Here is a 15087-nt window from a genome sequence, read left to right as displayed (position 1 = left end):
TAACAGCCTGAAAATCTATGTTTTCATTAAAGTTTTCAACACGAAAACGTTTGCGATAACCCCTTTCACGAAAACGATTTTTTTGTTCCAAATATTTACATAAATTTAACATTCGAAGTGAATTTATAAGCATTTTTAGCTAACAAAACTCAATTTTTAACCTAAACAAAATGTATGAAAACAATTTATAAAAAGTTGTTACTTTTATTACTACTACTCCCGTTTAGTGTGCTGGCACAAAGCACCTTAAATGGAAAGGTATCGGAAAAAACTTCCGGCCTACCTCTTCCTGGAGTAAATGTAACTGTTGAAGGAACCCAAAACGGTACTGCAACAGATTTTGATGGTAGATTTAAATTATCTAATGTAAAAAAAGGCGACAAAATCGTTTTTTCTTATATCGGATATAAGGATTTTTCCATCGTTTATAATGCGCAATCCGAGATTGCAGTTGCTCTTGAAGAAGATGCTTCAGAATTAGATGAAGTTGTAGTAATCGGATACGGATCCGTGAAGAAAAAAGATGCAACGGGATCTGTTACATCTGTTACTTCAAAAGATTTTAACCGAGGAGCTATCGTTTCTGCTGACCAACTTTTAACAGGTAAAGCAGCTGGTGTTAGAATAACCAATAATGGAGGACAACCCGATTCAGCACCAAATATTCGTATTAGAGGTGGAGCTTCGTTAAACGCTAACAGTAGCCCATTACTTGTTATTGATGGTATTCCTGTTGACAACACCACTCCAGCAGGTGTTGGAAATCCATTGTCGTTGATCAATCCAAATGATATAGAAAGCTTTACAATCCTTAAAGATGCATCAGCAGCCGCTATTTACGGTTCTAGAGCTTCAAACGGGGTTATTATTATTACGACTAAAAAAGGTAGTAGCGGAACACCTGAATTTAATTATTCTGCAAATGTTTCTATTGGAAAAGTAACCAAAAAAATACCTTTGATGAATGGTTCGCAATTCACTAAATTCATTCAAGAAAATCACCCTACCTATACAAATTTATTAGGTGTAGATGATCCTTCAACTACTGCTGTGGATGATCCATCGACTCCTGGAATTGAGGGAAGATTATTATTTAATACTGACTGGCAAGATGAAATTTACAGAACAGCCGTTTCTACTGATCACAATTTTAGTGCAAAAGCTAATTTATATGGCAAAATCCCTTTTAGAGCATCTCTAGGTTATACAAAAAATCAAGGTGTTGTAAATACTAACGATTATAAAAGATACAGCTACTCTTTGAAAATGACTCCAACTGTTTTAGACGATCATTTGAAAATTGATTTGAATGCAAAAGGAATCATTACAGACAAAAATGCCATTGATGAAGGTGGAGCTTTAGGTGGAGCTGTGAACATGGACCCTACAAAGCCTGTTTTTGATCCTAATCCAGGTAATAGATTTGGTGGCTATCACCAAGATTTTGTTGCAGGAGGAAATGCTCTGAGCGGACAATACAACCCAGTCGCTTTATTACAACAAAGGCAACGCCCAGAAAAAGCCATTCGTTTCTTAGGAAATATTGAATTCGATTATAAAATGCACTTCTTGCCAGAATTAAGAGCAGTTGTGAATTTAGGCTTGGATGCTTCAAGAGCTAAAATCAGAGAAACATTTTTTGATAATTCATTGGCTACCTACAGAGTTTTTAACAATGGGGCAGATTATAGATTCAATCCAGGTGATAATTATCTAGAAGATCAAACAATGAATAATACGACTATGGATGCTTACTTGGCGTATGCTAAAACGCTAAGTGGTTTTATTACAAAATTTGATGTTCAAGGAGGTTATGCTTATCAGAATTTTAAAAATGATGGCTACAAAACTATTTTTCAATATATAGAAGCCACAGGTGTTAGAGATATAAACTTTAATGAAAACAACCCTAACAATAGATATTACAATGAGTTAAATCTTCAATCTTTCTTTGGTAGAGCTAATATCGATTTTGCAAACAAATATTTATTGACTTTGTCTATGAGAGCTGACGCATCTTCTTTATTTAGCGAAGATAAAAGATGGGGTTATTTTCCTTCAGCTGCATTAGCTTGGAAAATCAACGAAGAAGATTTTATTAAAAATTTAAACTTTGTAAATGATCTTAAAGTGAGACTAGGTTATGGTAAAACAGGTCAACAAGATATAACTGGTGCTGCTGGCTTTTATCCTTCTCTTGCATTATTAGATGCCGGAAACAATAACAGTCAATATTTACCAGGTTTCAACTTATATTCTCCTAGAGCTTTTAACGATCAACTTACTTGGGAAAAAACTACCACTTATAACTTAGGAGTTGATTTTGATTTTTTTAAGGATAGTTTCTTGTCAGGAAGTTTTGACATCTATAGAAGAGAAACAAACGATTTGTTAGCGGTTGTGCCATTACCTCCAGGACAAGGATTGAAAGATACATTCGTAAAAAATGTTGGTAGTACTGAGAGCAAAGGTTTTGAATTGAACTTAAACCTTAAGCCTATAAGTACAGATGATGTTACACTTAACATTAGCACAAATTTGGCATATAGTTATGTTGAAATTACTGACTTACAAGATGTAACAAGACTTATCACTGGTGCTGGATTACCAAGAGGAACAAACGAAACTATATTGTATCATGCCGTTGGTTTTCAACCAAGTTCTTTTTGGGTGTTCCAACAATTATATGATACTGATGGAAATCCAATCCCAGGTGCATTCGTAGATCGTGATGGTGATAATCAAATTACTAACGATGACAGATATTACAAACAAATGACTCCGAACTGGACATACGGATTTGGACTAAATTTCACCTATAAAAACTGGGATTTTAGCTCTAGCTTCAGAGGACAAATTGGTGGGCAAATATATAACGCTCGTGAATTAACATCAGGATGGGTAGACAAAGCAATCCCTACAAACTCAAATAGTTTATCAAATGTATTAGATTTCTACAGTGGAGAAGCAAATTTAGATTTCCAAAATTTCAATGGAAATGCCGCTTATTCTGATTATTTCTTACAAGATGCAACTTTCCTGAGATGCGAAAATATTATTTTAGGATACCGTTTCAATAAAATCATTAAATCAAGTTCTCTAAGATTGTATGGCGCTGTAAACAACCCATTTATCCTAACTAAATATACTGGTCAGGACCCAGAAAACTTTGGTGGAATTGATAATAATTTCTATCCAAGACCAACAACTTACACATTTGGTTTGAGTTTAGATTTTTAATAAAGTTAATATGAAAATTATGAAAAAATTAAAATTATTTGGTTTGGGTATTTTACTCGTTTCCGCATTGTCATGTACGGACGATTTGAATACTGAACCAAAAGTAGAATTATCTTTAGAAGAACTTCTTGCTAGCGATCCTAATGCTATTGAAGGAATCATGTCTAAATTATATGGATCTTTCGCCTTATCAGGACCAAACGGTTCTGGAAGCTCAGACATTAGTGATGATCCGGGAGAATCTCCATTTTTAAGAGGCATCATCAATCTTCAGGAATTTACAGCCGACGGAATGAAAAATCGCTGGGGAGATAACGGACTAGATCAGTTGACAACTACCTCAAATTGGGATGAAAACAATAAGTTTTTCCGTTACCTGTACAACAGAGTTTATTATACTGTTCCACAATGTAACAACCTACTTGTTGTGCTTAACAGTGTTGATGTCGCCAATAAAGAAGAGGTTATTAGCGAAGTTCGTTTTCTACGTTCTTTAGCTTATTATTACATGATTGACTGTTTCGGAAAAGGTGTTTTAGTTACAGAACAAAATGCAGGAGTATCTACTCCGCTTCCACAAGCATCAAGAGAAGAGCTTTTTAACTTTGTAGAATCTGAGCTTTTAGCAATTGAGAATACGATCGGAACAACTAATACTTATGGACGTGCTAACAAAGCTGTTGTTAGAATGCTTCTAGCAAAACTGTATATCAACGCTGAAGTTTACACCGGAACGCAGAGATATACTGATGCTTTAACTTACACTAAAAAAGTAATTGATGAAGGTGGTTATACATTAGCACCTAATTTTGTAAGCATCTTTTCTGGTGATAATGAAACTTCTACAGAAATTATTTATCCGTTAATTGCTGATGCACTTGTGAGCCAAAGTTTTGGAAATACCACTTATATCGTAAATGGCAGTATGAACAGTGCAACCATGAATCCAGTTGAATTTGGAAATCCTGGTGGTAACGATGCCTGGGCTGGTCATAGAGCTACAAAAGCATGGTATGGTTTGTTTGGGAATTTACAAACTTCTACAGATGTTAGAGCTAAACTATTTTGGACTCAAGGTCATACTTATGAAATGACAGACTATAAAGAATGGACAAACGGATATCCATCAATTAAATTTAGAAATTCTAAATTCAATTCTCCTAGCACTCCAACAGTATTCTCTGGAACAGATTTCCCATTATTCCGACTTGCAGATGCATACCTGATGTATGCTGAATGCGTAGTTAGAGGTGCAGGTGGAGGCAGCGAAACTCAAGCTCTTGAGTATGTAAACAAAATTCGATTGAGAGCAAATGCCTCTGAAATTACTTCATCTGAAATGACATTGAACTTCCTTCTTGATGAAAGAGCAAGAGAGTTAAACCTTGAAGGACACAGAAGAACAGATTTAATCAGATTTGGAAAATTCACTGGAGGATCTTATTTATGGCCATGGAAAGGTAATGTTGTGGCAGGAACTTCCATTCCATCAACCTACAATTTATTCCCAATTCCATTAAGCGCATTGCAAGCAAACCCTAATTTAACACAAAACCCAGGTTTTTAATTTTAAACTATTTTAAAAATGAAAAAAATATTAAAAATATCATCAATTGCCTTAATGCTTATTACAGCATTAGCGTGTGAAAATGACGACCAAACTATTGTTAGTGCTACAGGTGGTCCTGAATTAATAACTCCAACAGATGGAGCGACCTATGTGCTTTTGCCAGAAAATGCTGCATCAGAAGCTACAACTTTAGTATGGAACCATGCCGATTTTGATGTTCAAACTGCTGCAAATTATGAAGTAGAAGTTGCGCTTGCAGGAACAGATTTTGCTACAATAGTTTCGGGAGGATCAACTGTAAATTCAGCTCGTTTCTTGGTTTGGACCGTTGAGCAATTGAATACAGTTGCATTAAATACAGGAATTGCTCCATTTGAAGAAGGAAATCTAGACATTAGAATTAAATCTTCTTTGGGTAATAATTCAGAAGAAGTTACATATTCAAACAAGATTACTATCAAAGTAACACCTTACACAACTGAAACTCCAAAATTATATGTTATTGGCGATTTCTTAAATGCAAGTGGATATGGCGCTAACTGGACTACCGGTACAAATCTTCCAGCCTTGGCTTCATCAGGTTTCGGAGAAACTGATTTTGAAGGATACGTATACATGAATCAACCGGCTTCTGAATTTAAATTACTACCAACCAATAGTAGTTTTGATGGTGACTACGGCGATGATGGAAGTTTTTCAGGTGCTTTACTACAGGAGGGTGAAGTAAATATTGCAATTACAGGAGAAGGTTACTATTGGATTAAAGCTGATACTGATGCCTTGACCTATTCAGTTCAAAAAACAAGTTGGGCTATTACAGGATCTGCCACACCACTTGGATGGCCTGATGGAGGAATTATGGATCAAGATATGACATATAACCCTACCACAAAAAAATGGGAGATTACAATTGTTCTGACTGCTGGAAACGAGTTTAAATTTAGAGCTAATGATGGTTGGGCAATAAACTATGGAGATGCTGGTGCTGATGGAATTTTAGATTTCAACGATGGTACAAACATGAGTGTTTCTGCTACTGGAACTTACTTGGTTGAATTGGATTTGAGTAATCCAAGAGCATACACTTATACCGCAACTTTACAATAAAAATCAAAAACAAGAAAAGGGCTGTTCTTTTACAGCCCTTTTTTTAATTAAACTACAAGCTATGAAATTAAAAATATCTTTACTTTTCTTTCTTGCCTTTTCTTTATTTACAAATGCCCAAGTAACAATTTCTCCCGCTACATTTAATGTGACGGATCAAATTACCATTACGGTTTCTTTGGCGGCTCAATCTTGTAACGGGATTCCAACAACAGCTCCTAAAGTCTATATGCATGCCGGTGCCGGTGATGACAGTAATGCTTTCGGATTTGGCGCAATTGGAAACTGGGGTCAAGACGACGGAATCGGTCTTATGACCAATAACGGAAATGGGACTTGGAGTATCACTTTAACGCCAAGCACCTACTTTAATCTAAACGCCACTCAACAAGCAAATGCTACAAAACTTGGAATGGTTTTTAGAAGTGCTAATGGCTCACAAGAATTAAAAAAACAGCAAACTCCAAGCGGATGCGGGGATTTTATTTTTAATATTGGTGCCTTCCAGCTTAATTTGACTTCTCCTGTAAACAACAGCACTACAATTATGAATGCTGGTGGTAATCTGAATATTGCCGCAACTAATACAGGCGGTAATGCAAGCTATGTATTAAAAGGAAATGGCTTGACTTTGAATTCGAACACGAGTACATCAAGTTATTCTTTCAACCATACTAACATTGCTTCCAATACAAATTATGTTTTAGAAGTTACACAAAATGGTTCTACTATCACTAGAAAATTCACGGTTATTGTTGCTCCAACTACCATTTCGCAAGCTGTTCCTGCCGGACTCCAAGACGGTATCAATTACAATACTTCAGATGCGACAAAAGCAACTTTGGTTTTAGATGCTCCAGGAAAAGATTTCGTTTATGTTGCAGGCAGTTTCAACAACTATCAGCCTAATGTTAGTTATGCGATGAAAAAAGATCCTTCATCTTCTAAATTTTGGTTGGAATTGACAGGATTAATTCCTGGTGAAAACTATAACTACCAATATTGGGTTGTGGATCAGACACCGATTGCAAATTCCCCTTCATTGGTAAAAACAGCAGATCCATATTCAACATTGGTTTTGTCTCCTTTTGATGACGAAGAAATCATCAACTTGGGAAAATACCCTAACCTTCCTGCCTATCCTGTTGGACAAGAAAGGGAAGTTACCGTTTTAAAAACCGGTCAGACTCCATATCAATGGCAGGTTACTAATTTCACAAAACCTGAAAAGGACAAGCTTGTTGTATATGAAGTTTTGGTTAGAGATTTTGATTCTGACAGAAATTTTCAGGATTTGATTGACAAAATTGATTACTTCAAAAACCTAAACATCAATGCAATTGAGCTGATGCCGGTAATGGAATTTGAAGGAAACGAATCTTGGGGCTATAATACTTCTTTTCACCTTGCTTTGGATAAATTCTACGGTCCAGCCGATAAGCTAAAGGAATTTATTGATTTATGCCACCAAAACGGTATTGCAGTAATCCTTGACGTTGCCCTTAACCATGCTTTCGGAAGAAACCCAATGGTGAGAATGTGGATGAATGATCCCGAAAACGACGGATGGGGCGAACCAGCTGCAGACAATCCTTATTTCAATCAAGTGGCTACACACAGCTACAGCGTTGGAAACGATTTCAACCATCAACAAGCTCGTACTAAATATTATGTAAAAAGAGTGGTAAAACAGTGGATTGAAGAATTCAAAATCGATGGATTCCGTTGGGATTTAACCAAAGGGTTTACTCAAAACGCGACTGGTAGCGATGCGAATACAAATGCTTACCAGCAAGACCGTGTAGATGTTCTAAAAGAATATGCCGATTATTCTTGGTCGCTAGACCCAAATCATTACGTTATTTTTGAACATTTAGGAACGGACAGCGAAGAGCAACAATGGGCCAACTACCGACTAAGCGAAGGCAAAGGAATTATGATGTGGGGCGAAATGTTTCACAACTACAAGCAATTGGCTCAAGGTTTTGCAACTGATGGTGTTATCACTAGGATGGGACATACAAGTAGAGGATTTACAGGTAAAAGATTGCTAGGTTATGCCGAAAGTCATGATAAAGATAGGCTAATGTACGAAGCAGTAACGTATGGTAATGCCGCTGGTACGTTCCCAGTTGGTGGCAATCTAACAAACGCTTTAAACAGGATGCCAGCTCTTGGAGCAACCAGCCTATTGATTCCAGGTCCTAAAATGATATGGCATTTTCAAGAATTAGGTATGGATGATTCCATCTACACTTGCAACAATGGCACCGTTAATACTGAAAACGATGTTATAACAGGTGATTGTAAATTGGATAAAAAACCACAACCTCAATGGGTTGAGAATTGGTTGACCAGTCCTTCTCGTAGCCCAATTTATGATGCATATTCTCGATTCATAAGTTTAAAAATCAACGAACCTGTATTTAACGGAAGTTATGCAATTAGTCCAGACGCAAACAATACGAAGCAGAGAATCTATATCTATGATAATAACTTACCGTCTACACAATTGAAAAATGTGGTAGTTTTGGCTAACTTTTCTGTAGCAAATCAAAATATAGTTCCAGATTTTCCTTATACAGGAACTTGGTATAATTTGATGGACAATAGTGTTGTTAACGTTACAAGTACAAATGCTGTAATTAATGTTCCTTCTGGACAATACAGAATCTATGGTAACAAGCCTGCACTATTGGACAAAAACGAATTCGGAATGACTAAAGCAACCTTGTTCCCGAATCCATCAAACAACTTTTTCCAGATCAATGTAGTAACCAAAGAAGTGGCCATCTATTCCATTACCGGACAATTGGTAAAAGAATTCAAAGGTGGTTTCAATAGCGATTATACTTACTCTATTGATGGTTTAAACCAAGGAATCTACTTGGTAAAAGTAACCGACGAAAACGACAATCATACTTCTATAAAGTTGATTAAAAAATAAGGTTTGATTAGTTTATTTAAATTTGAAAATGCCTTTCCTAATTAGTGGAAAGGCATTTTTTTATAGGAGAATTTTAATCAGCCCCTCGGCTATGCATCTCCAGAAGAAGTTGTAAAATGATTTTTCCTGTATTCGATCCAATTCTACCTCGGCTGTTTTCAGTTCGCCATCAGAATCATCCTTGATGAAAAGATTTCCAATCGCACTTTTCAATTTGGCTTCCTTTTCCGGTTTTTTCTTCTTGTATAATTTTACTTTGAAATCATGGTACTGCAACGCAAAATCACCTTTAGCATTTACATCATTGCCATTAAAATTGAAGTATACTTTATCCAAAATTCCTTTGGTTGTTGCATTGATATACGGTTTAGTGAAAACCGAAAGTTGGTCGCTATCAAATTTTAAGATGCTTCCCTTGATGTTAAAACCATCGGACTTATCCAAAACATTAAAACTCCAATTTACCTTCATCGGCGACCTATTCATAAACTTGCAATCGATTAAAATCTTGACATCGGGCACCTTTTTTTGCTGAAAGCCACTGATGATATTCATCGCTGTCAGGTTGAAATTATTAAACGTCAACAGCCCCGCTCCTTTCTCGAATGTTTTCTCCTCTTCATATTCCAACAAAGAATTCCTGATCGACAACGTATCCACCTTCAAAGGAAAAGGCAGGTCGCGAAGCAATCTATTGTACAGCTTCTTTTTACTCAAATCATCCTCTGGAATTTTACTTCGGTAAATATTAGCATAAACTTTATCCAAGTTTACATTCGTAGTATGAAAGAAAAATTTTTCTTCTTTAAATCCCCAATCGATATTTTTAATGTTGACATCATCGACTTTCACGGTAAACAAATCCTTCTCTTTTGCCAGTTGATTTACGAATTGCTTTCGATTGAACTCTGACACCATTGAGAAATTCTTAAGTTCCAATCCTGTATTTGTGGTCTTGACGTTATTGGCCCGAATGTAATATAATTTGTCCGTCAGATAGAAAAGGCTGTCGCAACTGAAAGCGTATGTTTTATATGAAAAGGGAATCTTCTTTTCTAACGTTTCATCGTTGATCAGGATACCATCCAATTGAACGGTAACATTTTTCGCACTCAGAACAGGCGTATTGTCTTTCACATAGATTATCTTGAAATCGCCTTTGTTTAAATTGACATTGGAAACAACAATAAGCTTTTGAAAAGGTTCTACTACATCATTTCGGATGTTTTTTGAATCGTTAACAGCTTTTCGGTTTTTCTTATAAAGCAAAACTTCCGGCTGATTAATGGTAATGGAATGCGCCTTGATTTTGTCGCTGAAAAGTACATTCCAGATACTAAAATCTATAATTTCAATCGATTTAATCTTAGAATAAATTCCAGCCTTGTTAACGGTATCATTCATCGAAGCCTTTGGAACAACGACAATACCCGACGCCTTGATATCTCTTGAAAGCAGGGAAACGTCCAGTTTATCATAAGTGATGTGATAAGGCGTTTGGTTTTTTTCAGAGATGATTTCGGGAAGCTTGTTATTTACCCAAATATTCAATCCCCAATTGACCAATAAAGCGAATAGCAAAAATGCAAGTACGCCAATAATGATTTTGAGATAAAGCGGTTTCTTTTTCATATAGTTAGTTCATAGCTATATAAATTTAGGAAGTTAAAATTTGGTGGATGCCTATATTATCATAAAATTATGAAACGTCTATTCAAAACAGGGTCAAGGATTGGTTATTTTCGATATGAAAACCTGCTTTTAATTTCCCTGTTCGAAAGAGATTTACTTTCTCATGTGCCATTCGTGTAGGCTCTGGAATGCGGTATTTTCCCATACAATTTTTCATCACTTCAAGGCTTTCTCCGGCAGTGATTAGATTACCCGGAGAAATGTAAACTGGCTGAACATTTCTCTTAGTTCGGAGTGCATAGCCCAACAATTCACCTTTATTGAAAATGGGTTGATTAGAAAAAGCTTCCATTCCAAGTTCATCGAACTTTCCGTAAAGCATACTTTTCGCACATCCAATTGTTGGCATATTATTCAACACCCCAAAATGTGAAGCAATTCCCATCTTTCTTGGATGCGTGATTCCTTGTCCATCTAGAATAAGAACATCTGGTTTTTCAGGTAATTGTTGCCAAGCAAGCATTAACGGCGGAACTTCCCGAAAGGCCAAATAACCCGGAACATAAGGAAAAGTGGTTTCAGAAACTACAAGCGAATAGGACTGCAACACCATTTTAGGATAACTCAACACAACAATTCCTGCATAAACAGTCGTACTGTACTTATTGAATGAAATGTCGGCTCCAGCAATGGTTTTTATGTCTTTTTCAAGTGGTTTCAATACTATCGCTTCCCGCATTTCCAATTGGAGGCGAGTGGCTTCGGTTATCGAAAAATGATCGTAGGTAAACATTGGGGATAAATATTCTTATAAATGTAAGAACAATAATCGCTTACTTTCTTTAATTTATCATAAATAAAAAAGCTGTAAACATACGTCTACAGCTTTCTGATATTTTAAAAGAGTAAGCTATTAATAATCAAAATACCAGTTGAAGATATCAGCTCTCAAACCAAGTGTAAACCAAGTCGCATCTTGCTTGAAAACAGTTGGTGTATCCACTTCCGGACTGAAGCTGCGGTAAATCAAACTTCCAAAAAGCTTTAAGTTTGTAGCAGGGTTTATTAAGTAACCTGCCTGCAAATCTGCAATCATGACATTGGCTTTATTTCCTTGTCCTATTGCAACACCTGTATCAAACGGCCTATCAACATCATAATCCTTATAGATGTTACCTCCGTAATTGAAACTGTCTTCCACTGTATCAAAATCCAATCCTCTAACTCCCAATGTCAATTTTGCATCTGCGAAGTACCTGCCCTTATGATAACGTGCAATGGCAATAAACTCTTTAAGGTTTCCTCCCCATTGATGCCCCATGCTTTGGTTATTGTGACCATAATTGGTAAGCGGTTCGCTGTGAGAATACACATACGGGCGAACATGATTGTATTCTACCTGAAGCAACAAATTTTTGATATTCAGAGCATTGAAATATTTTGCTCCTATTTGGTAGCCGTATTTGTTTTTCCAGCTTTGCTCCTGTTTTTTGATGTCGCCTAAAGAAAATTCATCCAGAATGAATTGTCCGTAAAAGTTAATCTGGTTGTTCCATTTATATTTTGCGGTCAATCCCAAAACGGCATTTCCACTGCGAGAAGAGGAAGCAAATTCTACCGTTCTGTAAAAAATAATGGGGTTGACAAAATTCATATCAAAGCCTCGGTCGTTTGAGTTGGACCAAATAACGGATTCGAACATACCAACATTCAGCCTTTTACTTACATTCCAGCTTAGATAATGATTGGCCATGAATTTAGTCGCATACGTTCTTTCGTCTGTAACTTCTGGACGGACATCTTTCAACCAAATATAAGTATTGGTGTATTTCACTTTCCAAAAAGTGGTATTGATTTTAAAATAGGGATACGGACTGGCTCCATCGCCCATAAGTAAAGATCTATATCCATCACCAATAAAATTTCTACCATAACCCAATTGCAAATTAATAGCTTTGCTTGGTGTATAGGTCAAGTTAGCATCTGCAGATGGAAAATCATAGGAATCTGTCTTGAATCTTTTTGCTATTCCAATTCCTGGTACAATTCCCGGATTACCCCCTGAAGGCGGTATAGATTCAATATATTGGTTATAATAATCTGCAAAACGGCCTTGACTTTCATAAATGGTTGAAGTAAAAACTAGATTGTCACCCAGACCAGCCTGAACTTGAACCCCCCTAGTATTTTGATAGGTATAGCTTATATCGCCAGGTGTGCTTTTACCTACACGGACATCTAAAATAGGATTCATCGTTAACCAGTATCCTTGTCCTTGAACTTGGAAAAAATGTTCGTTCCAAAGCTTTTTTCCCCACCAGCCTTCCTTATTCTTCATCAGCTTTTGATTCTCCGCTTTAAAATCATAATATTTAGCTACTTCAGAATACATCAATGGCTTTGAAGCGGTATGGTTGTTACTTCCAACTTGATTGATTTCATCATCAAATTGAGCATAGAAACTGTGCGATAAGGGTATGTTGAGATGGCTTGTTAGAACAGGATTGTCAAATTTTTTATAAACGATACTGTCAAATTCAGTTAATTCCTTATTTCTGTTTTCCTTTATTATTGTAGCCTCATCCTTTACTATTGTATCGTTTTGACTCTGAAGCGGGATTGGAATCTTCAACATATATTTAGAATAGGTAGGGCTTCCGTTAAAAGTGGGTGGCTTAACCTTCGGGAGCATTCCAAAAACACGCTTGCTTTCCTTAACCAATTCAGGATAGAGCGCATCAACATATTGGACTTTGAAGGTTCCGGTTGTATCTACTTCAAAAAGCAACTTCACTGTACCTTTGTAATTATTTTGCTTCAAATTATCGGGAACCTGGAAATTATTAAACACAAATTCCTGCAATTGCGAATAGAAGCAATTTTCCAATTCCTTGTTGTTTAGATTTTCACAATTTGGAAAAACCGGAAATTTTTCTGCACTGCGCGTTTGAGAAAATACAAAAACTGTATTTAGAAAAAACAATATCATCAATCCCTTCTTCATGCTCTTTTATTTCTGAAAATTAGTAATCTTTATTTGAAACCTCTCCACTTGCAATTGCTTTTGCAGATGATGTTCCAATTCTTTTAACGCCTAGTTTTATCATTTCTACAGCTTCTTGATGAGTCCTTACGCCACCCGCAGCCTTTACAGGCAGTGGAGAAGCATTTTCAAGCATCATTATAATGGTTGGAACCGTTGCGCCATTTGGCAGATTATTATCTGTTTTATAAAAACCGGTAGACGACTTTACAAAAACAGAATTATAGAAGTCCTCTTTGAAGTTGGACATCACAATACTCTTTATCAAGGCCGAAAGTTGTATAATCTGTAGAGGATTTAAAGCGGCAACCTCGATAATCCATTTCACAATCTTGTGATGCTCTAATCCAAGCCTTGTGCATTCAAGAATTTCATGCTTTACCAAGTCAATATTACCTTCTTTAAAAGCTTCATAATTGCATACAAAATCCAAATCATCTGCTCCATCTGCAATGGCTTGAGTTGCTTCCGAAAGTTTTTCTTCCAAAGAAGATTGCCCTTGGGGAAAGTCAATAACCGTCCCTATGCTGACTTTTGATTTAGCTTTAACAATCATCTCCTTTGCCATTTTTACCATTTCTGGACGAATCATGATGAGTTTGAATTCCTCATCAATGGCTTCTTGAATAAATTGCTCGTTTATTTTTTTGCTTTCGGAATCATTTATTCCTGCTTGTTCAGCAGTTTTCAAATAAGTCGAATCTAAATATTGTTTGATATTCATCTTATAAAAATAAAAAAAACTTAGAGAAGGTCGTGTTTTAGTAGTTTAATTTTTCTTTAGATTTTTTGCTTAGCTTTATCCAAAAGAATATTAAAATAACCGCAAGCAAACTTCCTGTCATATTTGCAAAAACATCAAAAACATCGCCACTGCGTGTTGTAGTAAATTGATCTTGGCAAACCTCAATTGTTATTCCATAAAAAAATGAAAATAAAAATGCCTTGATCAACGCTCTTTTATTTTCATTTAATTTTTTGAATCTGAAAACCAAAAACCACAGGAAGGTAATTCCGAAATGAAAGGTAATATGGCCAAGCTTATCAAAATTGCTGACGCTAATTTGTGGTAGTTCCTTAAAACTGGCCAGACAAAAATAAGTAACTATGGCTGTCCAAATAATGGCCAGCCATAGTAAGATTTTTTTATGCTCCGATAAGTTCTTTGTAAGCTTCACTTGATAGTAATTCATTAAAATCATCTACGTTTGAAACTTTCACTTTGATCATCCATCCGTCTCCGTATGGATCTTTGTTTACTTTTTCAGGATCGCTTTCCAATGAATCATTGAATTCGATAATTTCTCCAGCCAAAGGCAAAAACAAATCAGAAACTGTTTTTACAGCCTCAACCGTTCCGAAAACGGCATCTTTTTCAAGAGTCTGATCCAATGTTTCTACCTCCACATACACGATGTCGCCTAACTCTTTTTGAGCAAATTCTGTAATGCCTACAGTTGCAACATCGCCATCAAGGCTTACCCATTCGTGATCTTTAGTGTACTTTAAATGCGCTGGAATATTCATTATATTGTTGTTTAGTGTTTG

Annotated in this window: 10 protein-coding genes; 4 read left to right on the top strand and 6 right to left on the bottom strand. The window is 36.1% G+C overall.

All coding sequences use genetic code 11. The features are described from left to right. Nucleotides 1-174: 174 nt before the first annotated feature. The 4 genes from ACI6PS_RS09100 to ACI6PS_RS09085 all read left to right on the top strand — a co-directional run bounded on the left by ACI6PS_RS09100 (nucleotide 175) and on the right by ACI6PS_RS09085 (nucleotide 8864). The gene (locus ACI6PS_RS09100; RefSeq protein WP_421012248.1) at nucleotides 175-3240 is read left to right on the top strand and encodes a SusC/RagA family TonB-linked outer membrane protein; all 3066 of its coding nucleotides are present in this window, start codon (nucleotides 175-177) and stop codon (nucleotides 3238-3240) included. Between the two features lie 19 nt (nucleotides 3241-3259). Beyond that, nucleotides 3260-4807: a RagB/SusD family nutrient uptake outer membrane protein gene (locus tag ACI6PS_RS09095; RefSeq protein WP_421012247.1), complete on the top strand. Its 1548-nt coding sequence runs from the start codon at nucleotides 3260-3262 to the stop codon at nucleotides 4805-4807. 18 nt (nucleotides 4808-4825) lie between these two features. Continuing rightward, nucleotides 4826-5917, top strand: coding sequence for a SusE domain-containing protein (locus ACI6PS_RS09090; RefSeq protein WP_421012246.1), 1092 nt, complete (start codon nucleotides 4826-4828; stop codon nucleotides 5915-5917). A 61-nt stretch (nucleotides 5918-5978) separates the two neighbouring features. Continuing rightward, complete coding sequence (locus ACI6PS_RS09085; protein WP_421012245.1) at nucleotides 5979-8864, top strand: alpha-amylase family glycosyl hydrolase; 2886 nt, start codon at nucleotides 5979-5981, stop codon at nucleotides 8862-8864. Nucleotides 8865-8924: 60 nt separating this feature from the next. Here the strand turns inward: ACI6PS_RS09085 and ACI6PS_RS09080 are convergent, their stop codons facing one another. From ACI6PS_RS09080 to gcvH, 6 genes are all read right to left on the bottom strand, one after another. Beyond that, the gene (locus ACI6PS_RS09080; protein ID WP_421012244.1) at nucleotides 8925-10496 is read right to left on the bottom strand and encodes a hypothetical protein; all 1572 of its coding nucleotides are present in this window, start codon (nucleotides 10494-10496) and stop codon (nucleotides 8925-8927) included. An 82-nt stretch (nucleotides 10497-10578) separates the two neighbouring features. Further along, on the bottom strand, nucleotides 10579-11289 hold the full coding sequence (gene nfi, locus ACI6PS_RS09075; protein WP_421012243.1) for a deoxyribonuclease V: 711 nt from the start codon (nucleotides 11287-11289) through the stop codon (nucleotides 10579-10581). Nucleotides 11290-11409: 120 nt separating this feature from the next. Next, a complete protein-coding gene (locus ACI6PS_RS09070; protein ID WP_421012242.1) occupies nucleotides 11410-13500 on the bottom strand; it encodes a gliding motility protein RemB in 2091 nt (696 codons plus the stop codon). A gap of 19 nt (nucleotides 13501-13519) precedes the next feature. After that, on the bottom strand, nucleotides 13520-14263 hold the full coding sequence (gene deoC / locus ACI6PS_RS09065) for a deoxyribose-phosphate aldolase (RefSeq protein WP_421012241.1): 744 nt from the start codon (nucleotides 14261-14263) through the stop codon (nucleotides 13520-13522). Nucleotides 14264-14300: 37 nt separating this feature from the next. Further along, nucleotides 14301-14732 carry a VanZ family protein gene (locus tag ACI6PS_RS09060; protein ID WP_421012240.1) on the bottom strand — a complete coding sequence of 144 codons (432 nt, stop codon included), beginning with the start codon at nucleotides 14730-14732 and terminating at the stop codon, nucleotides 14301-14303. Beyond that, nucleotides 14686-15066, bottom strand: coding sequence for a glycine cleavage system protein GcvH (gene gcvH, locus ACI6PS_RS09055; protein WP_421012239.1), 381 nt, complete (start codon nucleotides 15064-15066; stop codon nucleotides 14686-14688). Before gcvH ends, ACI6PS_RS09060 begins: the two co-directional genes overlap by 47 nt. Nucleotides 15067-15087: the final 21 nt, after the last annotated feature.

The organism is Flavobacterium sp. PLA-1-15 (assembly GCF_049060005.1).
Taxonomy (GTDB): Bacteria; Bacteroidota; Bacteroidia; order Flavobacteriales; family Flavobacteriaceae; genus Flavobacterium.
This window is presented reverse-complemented; position numbering and strand designations above follow the sequence as displayed.